We start from the raw sequence: 17,588 nt of genomic DNA on the forward strand, positions 1-17,588 counted from the left end.
TTGGTGTGAAACAGTATTTAGATCTCTGTCAGCGTATCGTTAATGACGGTACTTGGATTGAAAATGAACGCACAGGCAAGCGCTGCCTAACCGTAATCAATGCTGACCTTGAATATGATGTTGGTAATAACCAATTCCCACTGGTAACAACACGTAAAAGTTTTTGGAAAGCCGCAGTTGCCGAGCTGCTTGGCTATATACGTGGTTACGACAATGCTGAAGATTTTCGTAAGCTAGGGACTAAAACTTGGGATGCGAATTCTAACCTGAATGAAGCATGGCTAAATAACCCTTACCGCAAGGGTGAAGACGACATGGGCCGTGTTTATGGCGTTCAAGGACGTGCATGGGCAAAACCTGACGGCGGTCATATCGACCAACTGAAGAAGATTGTTGATGATCTAACAAACGGTATTGATGACCGCGGCGAGATCTTAAACTTCTATAACCCAGGTGAGTTCCACATGGGTTGTTTGCGTCCGTGTATGTACAGCCATCACTTCTCTCTACTTGGTGACACTTTGTACCTAAACAGTACTCAGCGCTCTTGTGATGTTCCATTAGGTCTGAACTTCAACATGGTTCAAGTGTATGTGTTCCTAGCAATCATGGCGCAAATCACGGGTAAGAAAGCGGGTGTGGCTTACCACAAGCTGGTTAATGCTCATATCTACGAAGATCAACTCGCACCTATGCGTGATATCCAGTTGAAGCGTGAGCCTTTAGCAGGGCCAACATTCCATATCAATCCTGAGATTAAGTCTTTAGAAGATTTGGAAACGTGGGTGACGATGGATGACTTCTGGGTTGAAGGCTACGAATGCCACGAAGCGATTAAGTACCCATTCTCGGTTTAATCTAATCTGCTTTGTTTGACTGACTGACTGACTGATTGATCGAAAGGCTGCCTCTGTGCAGCCTTTTTTATTTCTGATGCTTGGCTTGCTTACTATTCGTAAAACCAATAATCTTGAGTGGTCTTTTCTAACCACAGAACTACTATGACTCGCTCGCATTGCTTTGTATTGCAACACGACTTTCCTATTTCTTTCTACCCTGATAAAAACCAGTTGGTGATTGATAGTGAAGAGATTCATTTAGAGCCACTACAAGCAAGGCTGCTCAGCTATTTCATCGACAAGCGCGGGCAAGTGGTTAGTACGCAGCAGATAGCTGCTGATGTGTGGCAAAGAACTCAAGTGTCTGACAACTTGGTCAGACAGGTCATCAGTTTACTGCGCAGTCAGCTTCAGGATAAAGTACGTCCGTATCGCATCATTCAGACCATTCCTAAGCAAGGTTATCTGTTCGATATTGAGATAATTCAGCCTAGCGTTGAGACTACTCCCGTAGTAGAAATTCCCCCACCTGAAATCAAAGTTGTTTCTAAGCCTAAAAATAAAACCATCGCCCTGATTACAACCGCAGTATTCTCTATTGGCTTAATAGCAACTTGGGCGTGGCAAATTGATGTCTCAACCAATGACACAGCTGTTATTTCTGCGCCTCAAAGTGATGTGATTCCCGTTTATATCCATGACATAACACTCGATTCTGCGGACGATTATGAGATGTCGGAAAGCGTGTACAACTACCTATTCTACGGGCTGAACTCAGCGAGAAATTTATCGGGTTACCACTTCTCTCAGCTCTCGAAACAGGGCAAGCAATCACTTGCCAATAATGGTGTCGAACTCAAAGGTTGGCTCAAGCAAAAGGGCAGTAATTATATACTGAGCGTGCTGATACAAAACAACCGCCAGCCCAATCAAAGCCAGAAAGTGGAAAAGAGCTTTAGCCAAGATAACTTCTTTGATGCCATTGGGGATGTGATTCTTGAGATTAAAGCCATTATTGCCCCAATGAGTTCAGAATACGGTGTCGTCAGTCATCGAGTGACTTCTATTGATAACTACGACGATTGGAAGGTTATTTCAGAGGGAATATCGCTTTTCTACCAAGGCAAAGGTGGACAGCCATTTGCAGAGATCGCACTTCAGTTGGATACGATTCAACAGCAAGGAAGAGACAATTATTTGGTCAATGCCTTATTGTCGTATTCGGAATCTTTGGCTTATTTGCAAAGTCATGAGCAAGAAGATCGCGAACATGCACTGCAACTGGCAAAGCAAGCCTTTGAGATGAACCCACGTTGTGATATTGCCAACCTTACCTTGGGTCTTGCACTGTTAATCAACCAACATGCCAATCAAGCTTTCCCTTACCTTTTTTATGCGGCCGAAAGTACACCGAGCCCTATCAGTTTTTATCTACTTAGTGTGGCTGACAAGCTGTCGGATAACCCAGAAGGTTCGCAATACAACTATCAGCGCTATACCGAAGTGAAAAAAGAGTATAATGGCCAACTGTTTGATCTTATTGAATCTTTATAAAAAACAAACCTTTCCTAAACCACATAATTCTCTTTGAAGTGAAGACGTTGAGTTACCGCTAATAGTAACGGCTCTTCCGCAAGGTTTCCTTGTGCTAACAGGCTTCTCAACATGTTTGATTATTGTTTGGACTCAGGCTCGATTGCCTTGCATCAAGCGTAAAAACATCGACTTCCACATACTGGTAACCAAATCATTAATTATTTGGGGTACACACATGTTGAAGAAGTTTGCTTTTCAGATCATTCCAATTCAGATCTTCTTATTCGTCTTTTGGTTCAAAAATGGCTTTGTTGATAAAGTGATGGGCGGCGTGCTTGGCTTTATTACGCCAGATACCGCTTATTCAGGTGATACTTGGGCTGGCTGGAAAGGCTATATTGTAGGAACTTGGGATAAGAGCCAAATCGGTCATGCTCTACTGAGTCCAACATTCGATTTTATGTTCCCTATTCTGATTGGTTTGCAATGTGTACCGTTTTTACTGGTTATTCGTTCGGTATTTGCAGGTGAGTTCATGTCTGGCAAGGAGCGTCCGTGGTTACTTTATGCTGCCTTTGCTTCTTTATTTGTGACTGCTTGTATGGCTTTCACTCAAACCATCACAGGCGCAAGCGACGGGCAGTATCTATGGCAACTTATCGGCTTTGGCATGGTTGCCATTATGTATCTGCGTAATGAGCAAGGTAAGTAAGCGTTGTTTAGATGCGGGATACGAAGGGTAGCTAGATACGAGTAAACGAGATGCGGGATACGAAGAGCGTCTTTAAATTTGAGTCAGTGAGATACTGAATATCAAACGCAGATAATGAGAGGCAGTCGCTTTTCGTTACTCGTTCACTCGCATCCCACATCTGCCTTTCAGAAAAGAAAAAGCCCGCAACCTAGGAGGTTGCGGGCTTTGCTATAAGCGATGTTTGTTTTGCTATTAAGCAGTCAGTGCTAACACGCTACCTGGCAGTACAAGGAATACCGCAACAAGATAACCAGCTACTACAGCTTTATTTTTCACTGCCATGTCTGAAATGATGTCAGCTGCTTTCACTGGCAGTTCACGTAGGAACGGAATACCAAAGATGAATACCGTTGCCATGATGTTGAACACCAAGTGTACTAGAGCAATCTGTAGTGCGAATACTGCGAACTCACCAGATACTGCTGTAGCTGCAAGTAGAGCCGTAATACATGTACCGATGTTTGCACCCAAAGTGAATGGGTAAACGTCACGTACTTTAAGAACACCTGAACCTACTAGTGGAACCATCAAGCTTGTTGTTGTAGAAGAAGACTGAACAAGGATAGTCACGATAGAGCCAGAAGCGATACCGTGGATAGGACCACGACCGATTGCGTTCTTTAGAATCTCACGAGCACGGCCAACCATTAGGCTCTTCATTAGCTTACCCATTACCGTGATAGCTACGAAGATAGTCGCGATACCTAGAACGATAAGCATAACCCCACCAACAGTGTCGCCAAACGTTGATAGTGGTTCTTTAATCGCACTTACAACAGGCTTAGTGATTGGCTTGATGAAGTTAAGACCACCCATGCTCATATCACCTGTTGCTAGCATCGGTGATACTAACCAGTGAGAAATTTTCTCTAGAATACCAAACGCCATCTCTAGTGGTAGGAAGATAGCAACGGCTAATAGGTTAAAGAAGTCGTGAATCGTCGCACTTGCGAATGCACGTTTGAACTCATCTTTACAACGAACATGACCAAGGCTAACTAGCGTATTGGTTACCGTAGTACCAATGTTCGCACCCATGATCATAGGGATTGCTAGCTCAACAGGTAAACCACCTGCCACAAGGCCAACGATAATTGAAGTAACTGTACTTGATGATTGAATAAGTGCTGTTGCTACTAAACCAATCATTAAGCCTGCAACTGGGTGTGAAGCAAATTCGAAAAGAACTTTTGCTTGCTCGCCTGTTGCCCATTTGAAGCCTGTACCAACCATTGAAACTGAAAGTAATAGTAGGTAAAGCATGAATGCCAAGTTAGCCCAGCGTAGCCAACGAGTTGTGCTCGAGATAGGCGCTGCTGCAGTAGTAGCTTGGTTCATAATGTTTTCTCCATTGGACCGTTTTAGTCTGTGTTTGGTCTGTTTGTTTAATCTGAGCGTGATGTTAGAGAACAAATATTTCAGTAATATTACATTTTGGTTTAGGTGAGACTTTTTTGTGATGATTTGCTCTTTAAATATTTGCTCTTGAAATGGTGTTGGTTTAACTTGTTGTTTTTAAAGTGTTTTGTTCGTGTTTTTGATAGGTGATATAGATCTTAAAAGTTAGAGAAAAATTGAAAATAATCGTTGAAATATTACATTATGAAATCAGACACTTCGTAAAAATAAGTAGTAATTGATAGTTAGGTGTGGTTTTTCCGAGTTTGTTGAGTGGAGGTGTCATATTTGATATAACAGGTTATCTTCTCTTTTTTACGGCACATTTATGTCGCATCTCAACTATAACCACCTTTATTACTTCTGGATGGTTTGCAAGCAAGGCTCTGTTACTAAAGCTGCAGAAGCCCTATTCCTAACACCACAAACGGTAACTGGTCAGATAAAAGCCTTAGAAGAGCGTATGGACGGCAAGCTAACTAAGCGTAATGGTCGCAGTGTTGAGCCGACAGAGCTTGGGCAGTTGGTCTTTAAATATGCCGATCGTATGTTTGGCCTGAGTTACGAGATGCTGGATATCGTGAATTATAGCCAGCACTCCAATATTCTGTTTGATGTTGGCGTCGCGGATGCACTGTCCAAAAGATTAGTCAGCAAGATATTGATGTCGACAATCCCACCCGATAACAGCATTCATTTACGCTGCTTTGAATCGACTCATGAAATGCTACTTGAACAACTTTCTCAGCATAAGCTCGATATGATTTTGTCAGACTGCCCGGTGGATTCTAGCCAAAGCCCAGGCCTGTTTAGTAAAAAGTTGGGTGAGAGTGGTATGAGCTTTTTCAGTTCAGGTAATGTGGAAGGTGTTAACTTTCCTGCTGTATTAGAACAAAAGAAACTGTTAATCCCAGGAAGTCGAACTTCGATGGGGCGTAAAGTACTGCAATGGTTTGATAGACAAGGACTTAAGCCTGATATTTTGGGTGAGTTTGATGACGCGGCATTGATGAAGGCTTTCGCTCGTTACCACCACGACGCTATTTTCTTAGCGCCTACGCTATATATGTCAGAGGTTGAGGAAGATACGTCATTGCAATTGTTGGGGGGAATCGAGGAGTTAAAAGAGGAGTACTACGTCATATTTGCTGAGAGGATGATCCAACATCCAGCAGTAAAAAATGTATGTGACGCAGATTTTAGCAAATTGTTCGAGTGAGCTTGTTTGTTAATGAATTGATATCGATTATCATGACTTCATAATCTGCCGGAAATACAGATAACCCGGACTTGGCGTAAAGGTTGTATGGAGCCAAACTATGAACTTAAAAGAGATGGAGAAGAATTCAGCACAAGCTGTGATTCTACTCAAAGCCATGGCCAATGAGCGTCGCTTACAGATTCTGTGCCTATTGCATGGTACTGAGCTGTCGGTTGGGGAGTTGTGTGGCAAGTTGGAATTGAGTCAATCTGCTTTATCTCAACATCTTGCTTGGTTGAGAAGAGATGGTTTGGTCGAAACTCGCAAAGAAGCTCAAACAGTGTATTACACATTGAGCAGTGAAGAAGTAAAAGCGATGATTAACCTACTGCATGGTATGTACTGCAAGTAGTTTATTGCTGGTGGGGGAAGTGATTTCTTACCAGGGGTAGGGTCGACACAAGGAAGTGTCAGTATTTCATGTCGAACGTTAGTGCCTATCAGCAAACCGCATATCTTTAAGTAAACCAAGTAACGCTCAGCAAGAAAAATCTCTGTGTTACTCAAAATTTAGATATAAAAAAACCGGCCGAGGCCGGTTTTTTTCGTTTTGCGTTGTAATCAAATTTCTATTAAAGAGCTTTGATTGCAGCAGCGAAACGAGACTTATGACGTGCAGCTTTATTCTTATGAATAAGGCCTTTAGTCGCCATGCGGTCTAGAAGAGGTGTAACTTCTACAAGAGCAGCAGTTGCAGCTTCTTTATTGCCAGCTTCAATAGCTGCAATAGTTTTTTTCATGTAAGTGCGCATCATAGAACGACGGCTAGCATTGTGCTGGCGACGTTTCTCAGCTTGGATAGCGCGCTTCTTAGCAGATTTACTGTTTGCCAAGGTCTAACTCCCAAAAACTTAGTTCGGTGACAATTTAAGGGCGAGGACTATCCCTCATAGGCGCTTAATTGTCAAATGATTTGTGCAAAAACCAATCGTAGCCAAACAAACTTTGGTATGGAAAGGTCATCGCGGTTAAGATGGCGGGGATTCTAACAGCATTTTTAGACCAATGCTAATAAATATGCTTCTTAGGACAGGATAGTATTTATCCTCGCTTGAAAGTAATCAACCAGTGTCAGAGGTTTGTGTGAGTAAACGACTATTAAAGTCAGGCCTGATTGTCAGTGCAATGACTTTTGTTTCCCGCGTATTGGGGCTAGTACGTGATGTAGTAGTAGCAAATTTGATGGGAGCAGGAGCGAGTGCCGACGTATTTTTCTTCGCTAATAAAATCCCTAATTTCTTACGTCGACTTTTCGCAGAAGGTGCCTTTTCTCAAGCGTTTGTTCCTGTATTAACAGAATATCACGCTGCAGGTGATAAAGATAAGACTCGAGATTTAATTGCCAAAGTATCGGGCACGCTCGGGGTACTAGTTTCTATCGTCACCGTTATCGGGGTGTTGGGCTCGGGTGTCATCACTGCGATGTTTGGCGCAGGTTGGTTTATCGATTGGTTAAATGATGGCCCAGCAGCACCAAAATTTGAGCTGGCGAGCTTTATGCTCAAGATTACCTTTCCTTATTTATGGTTTATCACCTTTGTTGCTTTATCTGGTGCAATCCTCAATACCATGGGCAAATTTGCGGTTTCGTCATTTACCCCTGTGTTCCTGAACGTAATGATCATAGGTTCAGCATGGTTTATCTCTCCTAATTTAGAACAACCCGAAATTGGCTTGGCCATCGGTGTGTTTCTTGGTGGTTTAGTCCAGTTCCTTTTCCAAATGCCTTTCTTGATTAAAGCGGGTGTGTTGGTTAAACCGAAGTGGGGGTGGAGAGATCCCGGTGTAGTTAAGATCCGCACGCTAATGATCCCTGCCTTGTTTGGTGTGTCAGTGAGCCAAATCAACTTGTTGTTCGATACCTTCATTGCCAGCTTTCTAGCAACCGGCTCTATCAGTTGGCTATATTATTCGGATCGATTATTGGAATTCCCACTCGGTTTGTTTGGTATTGCTATTGCGACGGTTATTCTTCCTGCTTTGTCGCGTAAACACGTAGACGCTCAAGGGGAAGGGTTTGCTCATACAATGGACTGGGGCGTGCGCATGGTTTTATTGCTAGGTATTCCTGCTATGTTAGGTCTTATTGTTTTAGCCAAGCCTATGCTGATGGTGCTCTTCATGCGTGGCGAGTTTTCACCACATGATGTACAGCAGGCTTCCATGTCTTTGGTGGCATACGCTTCAGGCTTGCTTAACTTCATGTTGATTAAAGTGTTGGCTCCGGGCTATTACTCACGTCAAGATACTAAAACCCCTGTGAAGTACGGCATCATTGCGATGGTCACTAACATGGTGTTCAACGCGATCTTCGCTTATTTCTATGGTTATGTTGGTTTGGCAATCGCAACGGCGTTATCTGCGTTCGTGAATATGACTCTACTTTATCGTGGTCTGCATATAGCGGGTGTTTATCGTTTAACCAAGACTACATTGTTGTTTAGCCTTAAATTATTAGTATCTGGAACTGTGATGGTTGGCGTGATTTTATGGCAACTAGACAATATGCAGCTGTGGCTTGATTGGAGCTTCAACCAAAGAGCGTTGACGCTAACAGGGTTGATCGCACTTGGTGGCTTTGCTTATATTGTGTCGGTACTGGTTTTAGGTATCCGAGTAAAACATTTAAAAGCAGCGACAGATTAATACTGATTAGTATATAATCCGTCGGTTTCACACAATAAATGATGCAAATAACAGGTTTTAGCTGATCACAATGGAACTGATCCGAGGTATACACAATATTAAAGCACAGCATCATGGCTGTGTATTAACCATAGGTAACTTCGATGGTGTTCATTTAGGGCATCAAGAGGTTCTGAGTCAGGTTTCTAAACAAGCTACAGCACTGGGACTCCCTTCTGTTGTCATGACGTTTGAACCGCAACCTATGGAGTTGTTTGCTAAAGGTCGAGCGCCAGCGCGTTTAACTCGCTTACGAGATAAGTACGTGCAATTGAGCAAGCTAGAGATTAGTCGTTTATTGTGTGTGAATTTCAATCAGTATTTTGCAAGCTTGTCTGCGGAAGCGTTCATTAAGGATCTTTTGGTTGATAAGCTTGGTGTGAAATTCTTGGTGGTTGGTGACGACTTTTGCTTTGGCAAAGGCCGAACAGGTAATTTCGCTATGCTTAAAGAAGCGGGCGAAAAATATGGTTTTGAGGTGGTGAGCACCCAAAGCTATTGCTTAAACCAATTACGAGTAAGCAGCACTGAGATACGAAATGCGTTAGCGGCCAATGACTTGGCTTCTAGTGCTACCATGCTTGGGCGTGACTACAGTATCAGTGGTCGTGTTTCTCATGGTCGTAAACTAGGGAGAACTATCGGTTTCCCTACCGCTAATATTCCATTAAAACGTTGTGTTTCTCCTGTGTCGGGAGTGTATGTTGTTGAAGCATTAGATATCGACGGTGTTCCTGTCGGTGGTGTTGCTAATATTGGACAACGACCAACAGTTAATGGTGTAAGGCAGCAATTAGAAGTACATTTTTTTGACTTTAAAGCCAATTTATATGGTAAACAGTTAGAAGTGCGACTTTTGCACAAACTGCGCGACGAGATAAAGTTTGAGTCGTTCGACGCATTAAAGAATCAAATAGAATTGGATGCTGAAGCCGCAAGGGTGTGGCTGCTTCAGCTAAAGAATTAGTCGGATAATTCCACCGATTAACATAATGTCTAACTTCGCCCAATATAACGGAATTAAGAATCGATGAGTGATTATAAAGATACCCTGAACTTACCAGAAACAGGGTTCCCAATGCGTGGCAATCTGGCAAATCGTGAACCAGAAATGCTTAAGCGTTGGTACAAAGAAGACCTTTACGGTGAGATCCGTAAGGCAAAGAAAGGTAAAAAATCTTTCGTACTGCATGATGGCCCTCCATACGCGAACGGCGACATTCACATTGGCCACGCGCTGAACAAGATTCTTAAAGACATTATTATCAAATCTAAGACCCTTTCTGGTTTTGATGCACCGTACATCCCTGGTTGGGACTGTCACGGTCTTCCAATCGAGTTGATGGTTGAGAAGAAGAAAGGTAAGCCTGGTCAGAAGATTTCAGCGGCAGAATTCCGCGAAGAGTGTCGTAAGTACGCTGCGGGCCAAGTTGAAGGTCAGAAAGAGAGCTTCAAACGTCTTGGTATCATGGGCGAGTGGGATAAACCTTACCGCACTATGGATTTTGGAACTGAAGCGAACATCATTCGTTCTCTAGGCAAAATCGCAGACAAAGGTCACCTTCTTAAAGGTTTCAAACCAGTTCACTGGTGTACTGACTGTGGCTCTGCTTTGGCTGAAGCTGAAGTTGAATATAAAGATAAAGTGTCTCCATCTATCGATGTGAAATTTACAGCAGCTGACGAAGCGGCTCTACTAGAGAAATTTACTCTAGCGGAAGGTCACGCGGGTCAGGGCGAAATCTCTATCGTTATTTGGACGACAACACCATGGACTCTGCCGGCTAACCGCGCAGTATGTCTACGTGATGATCTTGAATACGTACTTATCCAAGTTGAAGCGAATGGCGAACAGCCTGCTCAACGTATCGTTGTTGCTTCTGAACTAGCAAAAGACGTAATGGATCGTGCGGGTATCGAGCACTTCCATAACCTTGGTTTTGCTACTGGTGCTGATCTTGAGCTTTCTCAATTCAACCACCCGTTCTACAACTTTACGGTTCCTGCTGTTCTTGGCGACCACGTTACAACGGACTCTGGTACTGGTGTGGTTCATACCGCTCCTGGTCACGGTCAAGAGGATTTCGTGGTTGGTAAGAAGTACAACCTAGAAATTGCTAACCCAGTAGGTTCTAACGGCGTTTACCTGCCAGATACTGAGCTATTTGCTGGTCAGCACGTATTCAAAGCGAACGACTCTGTTTTAGAAGTTCTAAAAGAGAAGGGTGCACTACTGCATCACCACGCTTACGAGCACAGCTACCCACACTGTTGGAGACACAAAACTCCAATCATCTTCCGTGCAACACCACAATGGTTCATCTCTATGGATCAAGCTGGCCTACGTGCAAAAGCACTAGAGTCAACGAAGAGTGTTGAATGGATGCCAGAATGGGGTCAAAGCCGTATCGAAGGTATGATCGAAGGTCGCCCTGAGTGGTGTATCTCTCGTCAACGTACTTGGGGTGTGCCAATTGCTCTGTTTGTTCATAAAGAAACATCAGAACTTCACCCAGATAGCCCAGCGCTTATTGAAAAAGTAGCGAAGCTTGTGGAAGAAAAAGGCATTCAAGCTTGGTGGGATGTAGATGCTGCTGAACTGATGGGGGCTGAAGACGCTGACAAGTACGAGAAAGTACTTGATACGCTAGACGTATGGTTCGACTCAGGTGTAACGCACTTCTCTGTTGTTGACTCTCGTGAAGAGTACAACTTCCCGAATGAAGAAAGAACGCACAGTGCTGATCTTTACCTTGAAGGTTCTGACCAACACCGTGGCTGGTTCCAGTCTTCTTTGATTTCATCTATCGCGATGAAAGACGAAGCACCATACAAGCAAGTGCTAACGCACGGTTTCGTGGTTGATGGTAACGGCCGTAAGATGTCTAAATCTATCGGTAACGTTGTTGCTCCTAAAGATGTAACCAACAAGCTAGGCGCAGATATTCTACGTCTATGGGTTGCTTCTACGGATTACACTAACGAAGTTGCGGTTTCTGACGAGATTCTTAAGCGTTCTGCTGATGCTTACCGTCGTATTCGTAACACGGCTCGTTTCTTCCTAGCGAACTTGAACGGTTTCAACCCTGAAACTGACCTAGTGCCTGCTGAAGAAATGGTAGCACTTGATCGCTGGGCTGTTGGCCGTGCTCAAGCTGCACAAGAAGAGATCGTTAAAGCATACGGTGAGTACAACACTCACGGTGTAACTCAACGTCTAATGCAGTTCTGTTCTATCGAAATGGGTTCTTTCTACCTAGACGTAATTAAAGACCGTCAGTACACAGCAAAGCAGGGCAGCCATGCTCAACGTAGCTGCCAAACGGCGCTTTACTACATCGTAGAAGCTCTAGTTCGTTGGATGGCTCCTATCATGTCGTTCACTGCAGATGAAATCTGGAACGAGATGCCAGGCGAACGCGACACGTTTGTATTCACAGGTGAGTGGTTCGAAGGCCTATTTGGTCTTGCTGACGACGAAGAGCTAAGCAACGAATTCTGGACTGAAATCCAGTCAGTTCGTGGCGCAGTGAACAAGCTTCTTGAAGATGCTCGTAAAGAGAAAACAATCGGTGGCGCTCTGCAGGCTGAAGTTACTCTATACGCTGACGATGCACTAGCGGCTAAAATCAACAAGCTAGAAGATGAGCTACGTTTCGTACTTATTACTTCTGCTGCGGTTGTTAAACCACTTAGCGATAAGTCTGATACAGCTCAAGCGACAGACGTTGAAGGTCTGTACGTTGAAGTTGCAGCAACTGAAGCTGAGAAGTGTGACCGTTGCTGGCACCACACTCCAGATGTAGGCACAATTGAAGGCCACGAGAAAGTTTGTGGTCGTTGTGTGTCGAACATCGACGGTGAAGGCGAAGTGCGTAAGTACGCATAACGACTCAGAGAAATACTGAACTTTTTGTAAAAATCATAGCCCCAGTACCAACTGGGGTTATTTTTAATTATAGGAAATGTGTTTAGCCAAGTTTGGTAATCAAGGTCACTTAAATTGAGTAACAGTGAATACCAACTTCGTAAATACTAGGAATAGAAATGAGTGAAGTTTCGTTAAAACAATCTGGTGTGCGTTGGTTATGGTTGGCCCTACTGGTCTTCCTTGCTGATATCGGTATCAAACTCTTTGTTATGGACAACATGGGTTATGGCTGGGCAAACCGCATTGAGGTGTTGCCATTCTTTAACTTTTTGTACGTGCATAACTACGGTGCAGCATTTAGCTTCTTGAGTGATCAAAGTGGTTGGCAGCGCTGGTTATTTACTGGTATCGCATTTGCGGTAACGGGGATGCTGACGTACTGGATGAGCAAGCTACCAGCAACAGATAAGTGGAACAACATTGCTTATGCGATCATCATTGGTGGCGCTGTTGGTAACGTGTTCGACCGTGTTGTACATGGCTTTGTCGTCGATTACTTAGACTTCTATTGGGGTACTTACCACTGGCCTGCATTTAACCTAGCGGATATGGGAATCTGTATCGGCGCCGCGATGATCATCCTAGATGGTTTCCGCAAGAAAGATGAAAGCAAATAGGCGACTCAGGTATTAATGAGTATTAACTAAATCGCTTTGAATTAGATTGCCCTAAAGTCAGTCTATGACTCACAGAATGGAATAGCCCTAAGCGCTGTCGGTTGATTCCGGCGGCGCTTTTTTTTATGCTTCAGTCAACAAGGAAGCAAAGCACAGCGCATTCTCAAATAATAAAGAAATCTAAGGAAAGTAACGTGGCAGCAATTAAAAATGATTCAGCAGTAACTCTACATTTTACGATTAAAATGAAGGATGGTTCAGTTGCCGATAGCACCGAAAATATGGGTAAGCCTGCAAAGTTCGTGATGGGTGATGGCAGCCTAAGTGAGAACTTTGAACAGTGCCTGATTGGCCTTGAAATGGGGGCTGAAAAGTCTATCGAATTGAAGGCGGAAGACGCGTTTGGTATGCCAAATCCAGATCATATTCATCATATGGATCGTGCTAAGTTTGTTGGCGATTCTGAAGTCGAGGTTGGCACTATTATGGCTTTCTCTGGTCCTGATGGTATGGAAATTCCAGGTATTATCACTGAGATCGCGGGTGATTCAGTGACGGTTGATTTTAATCACCCATTAGCCGGCCAAGACGTTACGTTTGACGTCAACATCTTAGCGGTGGAATAACGATAGAATAACATCGCCTTACAGGTGTGGCGCAACCCAGAGCTTCACTGTCTGGGCGCTTCACTGTAGAATGCGAACCTCGCTGACAGCGAACTCTATAGAAAAAACCTTAGTACCGCGGTAAATGATGAGCAATGAAATGAAAATAATGTTAGCTAACCCTCGTGGCTTTTGTGCCGGTGTCGATCGTGCGATCAGCATCGTAGAGCGCGCACTAGAAATGTATCAGCCACCGATCTATGTTCGCCATGAAGTGGTGCACAACCGCTTTGTTGTTGAGGGGCTCAAGCAGCGTGGTGCTATTTTTGTCGAAGAGTTAAGTGAAGTGCCAGACGATAATATCGTGATCTTCTCTGCTCACGGTGTTTCTCAAGCGGTACGTAAAGAAGCGAAAGAACGCGAGTTAACGGTATTTGATGCGACGTGTCCTTTGGTGACTAAAGTTCATATGGAGGTTGCTCGAGCGAGCCGCAAACATATGGAAGTGGTATTGATTGGTCACGCTGGTCACCCAGAAGTGGAAGGCACCATGGGTCAGTATGCTAGCCAAACTGGCGGTATGTACTTGGTTGAAAGACCAGAAGATGTACAGAACTTAGTCGTGAACGACCCGAGTAACTTACATTACGTCAGCCAAACCACGTTGTCAGTTGATGAAACCGCAGATGTGATTGAAGAGTTACGTCGCGTGTTCCCTGAGATCCAAGGGCCACGTAAAGACGATATCTGCTACGCAACACAAAACCGTCAAGACGCAATTCGCGAGATGGCCGGTGATGTTGATGTCGTGATTGTTGTCGGTTCTAAGAACTCATCGAATTCAACACGTTTGAAAGAGCTGGCTGAGAAGCTAGGCACGCCAGGTTATCTAACCGACTGCCCTGAAGATATTCAAACTGAATGGGTTGAAGGGAAAAAGAAAATCGGTGTAACTGCCGGTGCTTCTGCTCCTGAAGAGCTAGTAAACCAAATCTTAGATCGTATTCGTGAGTTGGGTGCTACCGAGGTTGAAGAGATTCAAGGTCGTGAAGAGAACATGTTCTTCGAAGTACCAAAAGAGCTGCAGATTAAGCAAGTCGACTAGTCGCTATTGATTTGTGACAAGATTGATTCGTAACTCTATCGATTCGCAAACACTATCGATTTGTAAACACTATTGATTTGTAAACAGTAGGAAGCCAACGTTGGTGCGTTGGCTTTTTTGATCGTGCTTTGGAACAAGTCGTCTAACTTCTAACTCGTTACTGGAGACCGAGTTGCTCTTTTAAAGTCTTTAAATAACGACGACTGACAGGTACTTCAAAGCCAGTCAGCGTGATGATCTCCGCTAATCCATTTTCCAACAGTTTGATCTCTTGGATCGATTTTATGTTGATCAAATACTGTCGATGACAACGGATCAAATCGGTTTTTTCTTCCAAGATCTTTAGCGTTAACTGTGAGGTCGCCGTTTGTGAGGAGCTACGAACATGCACACCACTGATATCCGAATAAGCGCACTCGACCGTTTGGCTTGCCATGATCACAATGCGGTTATGGCCGATACACGGGATCTGTTCTAAACGGCATGGAGCAATGGCAGAGATGTCTTGCTCCGGCGCTTTGTGGTTCTGCTTGATGACCTTATTCAGACGACAAACACTCTTGTTTAATCGACAGGGTTCAACTGGCTTGAGTAGGTAATCAAAGGCGTTATCTTCAAAGGCTTGAATCGCATATTGGTCGTAGGCAGTGACGAATACCACGTAAGGCATGGTGTCTGGGTCAAGCATGCTTAACAGTTCAATTCCGGTAACCTGCGGCATTTGGATATCCAAATACACCACATCAGGCTTGAGCAGATTGATCTGTTTCAGTCCTTCGATCGCGTTACTTGCTTGGCCGATGATTTCCACTTCTCCTGTTTCGGTCAGTAGTTCAATCAGTTCTTCGCGAGCAAAAAGCTCATCATCGACAACTAATGCCTTTAACATCCTACAATCTTCATCTTGGTTCTATCCCTGCTTGGTTCACGCTTTTCTTTTAAATGTCAGCTTCTAAATGTTTCAACTCGGAGCGATTCGTCTCCGAAAATACCTTTATTTTAGTGTAGGTATGATAAAGCTCATTCGAGTGAATTGCTGTGGTTGAGATTCTATTTTTAGTGCTGAATCTTGTCCAAAGAAATTAGTGAGTCGTTTGTCAACAATTTCCATACCTAGTCCAACATGATCTTTCGATGGCTTTTGATAATTGCCCGCGTTGTCTTCAACGGTCAACTTAACCCCACCCTTGAAAGCCTCGCTATAGATCTTCACTTTGCCACCTTCCAGCATGTTAGAAATCCCATGTTTGATGGCATTTTCTACCAGCGGTTGTAGGGTAAAGCTTGGCAGCTGCGACTCATACAGTTGTGGGTCAATATCCCATTCCACTTCTAATCGATCGGTAAAGCGTGCTTTCTCTATGGTCAGGTAAGCGTTGACGTGTGCCAGTTCGTCTTTGAGCTTCACGGTGTTGATGTTCTGCTTTAGGTTGCTTCTAAAGAAGTGAGACAGGTGCTGAATCAACTCTCGAGCTTTATCTGGGTCACGACGTGTTACTGCGCTAATGGTGTTAAGCGCATTAAACAAGAAGTGTGGGTTCACCTGTGCATGCAGCAGTTTGATTTCCGCTTGGGTGAGCAGCGTTTGCTGTTGTTGATAATTACTAAACAGGATCTGGCTCGACAATAGCTGAGCGATACCTTCACCCATCGACATATTGATGGTTGAGAATAGTTTCAGCTTTGGCTCATACAGTTTGATGGTTCCGATGACTTCGTTTCCTGCTCTTAACGGGATAATTAGCGCGGAGCCTAGCTTACAATCTTGCGAAAGGGAGCATTGGTACGGATTCTCTTTGCCATCAAGGTAGATGATGTCGTTCTGTTCCATCGAAGTGAGCGTGCTCTGCGATGAAATCGGCGTGTTCGGAATATGGTGTTCATCACCAATGCCGATGAACGCGAGGATTTTTTCTCGGTCGGTGATCGCCACCGCACCAACGTTGGTCTCTTCGTAAATGATCCGCACGATTTTTTGTGCGTTATCGGAATTAAACCCACCATGCAGAATACCAACCGAACGTTCGGCGATGGTTAATGCGCGACGTGAGAAGGTCGCAGAGTATTTTTCGAAGATGGTTTTCCTGTCTTGGATGATGCTCATGAACAGCGCTGCACCCACAGAGTTGGCGATGATCATTGGCGCGGCAATATCGGATACTAGAGCGTAGGATTGCTCAAACGGTTTCGCGACCGCTAACAGAATTAGCATCTGAATAATCTCTGCAAACAGGGTTACCGAGAAAACCACCAATGGATTAAACAGCTGGCTGGCTTTGTTCTTTCTCACTAGGTAAACGTGCAGTAGGCCGCCAATTAAGCCTTCAGCAGTGGTTGAAATAGCACAAGCGAGGTCAGTGAAACCACCTAATGAGTAACGGTGAATACCGCCAGTAAAGCCGACCGCAAAGCCAACGACAGGGCCGCCAAATAGACCACCCATAACGGCACCCATCGCACGAGTGTTGGCGATGGCGTCATTAATCTGCAGTCCAAAATAGGTGCCCATAATACAAAACAGGGAAAACAGAACGTAGCAGCTTATCTTATGACTTAAGCGTGAAGAGATGCTCAACAAAGGGAGAATCAATGGAGTTTTACTTAGCATGTAAGCAATCACTAAGTAGACACAGGTTTGTTGCAGCAGAGAGAGAATGAGTTCCATATTTTCACCTATTGAGACGCTGGTTAAGTGTAAAGCTCATTGCGTGGTAACGGTAGCTTTGCTTGTGTTTTCGTTGGTTATATCCAGTGATGATTGCTTCTCAATGCTGAGATACAGTAAAGCCCATCACAGAGGACTAATGCCGATCGTTTAAGAAGACTTGAACGATCTTGCAGTTAGCAGATAATCCCC

Annotated in this window: 15 protein-coding genes; 11 read left to right on the plus strand and 4 right to left on the minus strand. The window is 44.1% G+C overall.

Annotation, left to right across the window (positions count from 1 at the left end):
• Positions 1-5 precede the first annotated feature (5 nt).
• The 3 genes from ACED53_RS15470 (at position 6) to ACED53_RS15480 (ending at position 3,087) form a co-directional block, all read left to right on the plus strand.
• Positions 6-857, plus strand: coding sequence for a thymidylate synthase (locus ACED53_RS15470; protein ID WP_009848438.1), 852 nt, complete (start codon positions 6-8; stop codon positions 855-857).
• 144 nt (positions 858-1,001) lie between these two features.
• On the plus strand, positions 1,002-2,393 hold the full coding sequence (locus ACED53_RS15475) for a winged helix-turn-helix domain-containing protein (RefSeq protein ID WP_017098345.1): 1,392 nt from the start codon (positions 1,002-1,004) through the stop codon (positions 2,391-2,393).
• Positions 2,394-2,610: 217 nt separating this feature from the next.
• Positions 2,611-3,087, plus strand: coding sequence for a hypothetical protein (locus ACED53_RS15480; RefSeq protein ID WP_029225423.1), 477 nt, complete (start codon positions 2,611-2,613; stop codon positions 3,085-3,087).
• Between the two features lie 234 nt (positions 3,088-3,321).
• Here ACED53_RS15480 and ACED53_RS15485 read toward each other — a convergent pair whose 3' ends face one another.
• Positions 3,322-4,467 carry a Na/Pi symporter gene (locus ACED53_RS15485; protein WP_017102996.1) on the minus strand — a complete coding sequence of 382 codons (1,146 nt, stop codon included), beginning with the start codon at positions 4,465-4,467 and terminating at the stop codon, positions 3,322-3,324.
• Positions 4,468-4,855: 388 nt separating this feature from the next.
• Here ACED53_RS15485 and nhaR point away from each other — a divergent pair, with 388 nt between their 5' ends.
• Together nhaR and ACED53_RS15495 are read left to right on the plus strand one after the other, a co-directional pair.
• The gene (gene nhaR, locus ACED53_RS15490; RefSeq protein WP_009848442.1) at positions 4,856-5,746 is read left to right on the plus strand and encodes a transcriptional activator NhaR; all 891 of its coding nucleotides are present in this window, start codon (positions 4,856-4,858) and stop codon (positions 5,744-5,746) included.
• Between the two features lie 100 nt (positions 5,747-5,846).
• Positions 5,847-6,140 (plus strand): metalloregulator ArsR/SmtB family transcription factor, encoded by a 294-nt coding sequence (locus ACED53_RS15495; protein WP_009848443.1) that lies wholly within the window; start codon positions 5,847-5,849, stop codon positions 6,138-6,140.
• A 220-nt stretch (positions 6,141-6,360) separates the two neighbouring features.
• On the opposite strand, the gene rpsT is transcribed toward ACED53_RS15495, so the two are convergent.
• Positions 6,361-6,621 (minus strand): 30S ribosomal protein S20, encoded by a 261-nt coding sequence (rpsT, locus tag ACED53_RS15500; RefSeq protein WP_012603273.1) that lies wholly within the window; start codon positions 6,619-6,621, stop codon positions 6,361-6,363.
• 250 nt (positions 6,622-6,871) lie between these two features.
• On the opposite strand from rpsT, the gene murJ reads away from it, so the two are divergent.
• The 6 genes from murJ (at position 6,872) to ispH (ending at position 14,731) form a co-directional block, all read left to right on the plus strand.
• Complete coding sequence (gene murJ / locus ACED53_RS15505; protein ID WP_009848488.1) at positions 6,872-8,434, plus strand: murein biosynthesis integral membrane protein MurJ; 1,563 nt, start codon at positions 6,872-6,874, stop codon at positions 8,432-8,434.
• 70 nt (positions 8,435-8,504) lie between these two features.
• Positions 8,505-9,440 carry a bifunctional riboflavin kinase/FAD synthetase gene (gene ribF, locus ACED53_RS15510; protein ID WP_012603275.1) on the plus strand — a complete coding sequence of 312 codons (936 nt, stop codon included), beginning with the start codon at positions 8,505-8,507 and terminating at the stop codon, positions 9,438-9,440.
• 63 nt (positions 9,441-9,503) lie between these two features.
• On the plus strand, positions 9,504-12,362 hold the full coding sequence (ileS, locus tag ACED53_RS15515) for an isoleucine--tRNA ligase (protein ID WP_017100498.1): 2,859 nt from the start codon (positions 9,504-9,506) through the stop codon (positions 12,360-12,362).
• Positions 12,363-12,520: 158 nt separating this feature from the next.
• Positions 12,521-13,021, plus strand: a complete 501-nt coding sequence (gene lspA / locus ACED53_RS15520; protein WP_017100497.1) for a signal peptidase II — start codon at positions 12,521-12,523, stop codon at positions 13,019-13,021.
• Positions 13,022-13,215: 194 nt separating this feature from the next.
• Positions 13,216-13,647 (plus strand): FKBP-type peptidyl-prolyl cis-trans isomerase, encoded by a 432-nt coding sequence (gene fkpB, locus ACED53_RS15525; RefSeq protein WP_017100496.1) that lies wholly within the window; start codon positions 13,216-13,218, stop codon positions 13,645-13,647.
• A 127-nt stretch (positions 13,648-13,774) separates the two neighbouring features.
• Positions 13,775-14,731 carry a 4-hydroxy-3-methylbut-2-enyl diphosphate reductase gene (gene ispH / locus ACED53_RS15530; RefSeq protein ID WP_012603278.1) on the plus strand — a complete coding sequence of 319 codons (957 nt, stop codon included), beginning with the start codon at positions 13,775-13,777 and terminating at the stop codon, positions 14,729-14,731.
• Positions 14,732-14,888: 157 nt separating this feature from the next.
• Here ispH and btsR read toward each other — a convergent pair whose 3' ends face one another.
• Together btsR and ACED53_RS15540 are read right to left on the minus strand one after the other, a co-directional pair.
• The gene (gene btsR, locus ACED53_RS15535; RefSeq protein WP_017077726.1) at positions 14,889-15,620 is read right to left on the minus strand and encodes a two-component system response regulator BtsR; all 732 of its coding nucleotides are present in this window, start codon (positions 15,618-15,620) and stop codon (positions 14,889-14,891) included.
• Between the two features lie 105 nt (positions 15,621-15,725).
• Complete coding sequence (locus ACED53_RS15540; RefSeq protein WP_017100495.1) at positions 15,726-17,396, minus strand: sensor histidine kinase; 1,671 nt, start codon at positions 17,394-17,396, stop codon at positions 15,726-15,728.
• Between the last annotated feature and the right edge of the window lie 192 nt (positions 17,397-17,588).

Origin of the sequence: Vibrio sp. 1F169 (genome assembly GCF_041439605.1) — a bacterium.
GTDB lineage: Bacteria > Pseudomonadota > Gammaproteobacteria > Enterobacterales > Vibrionaceae > Vibrio > Vibrio tasmaniensis_A.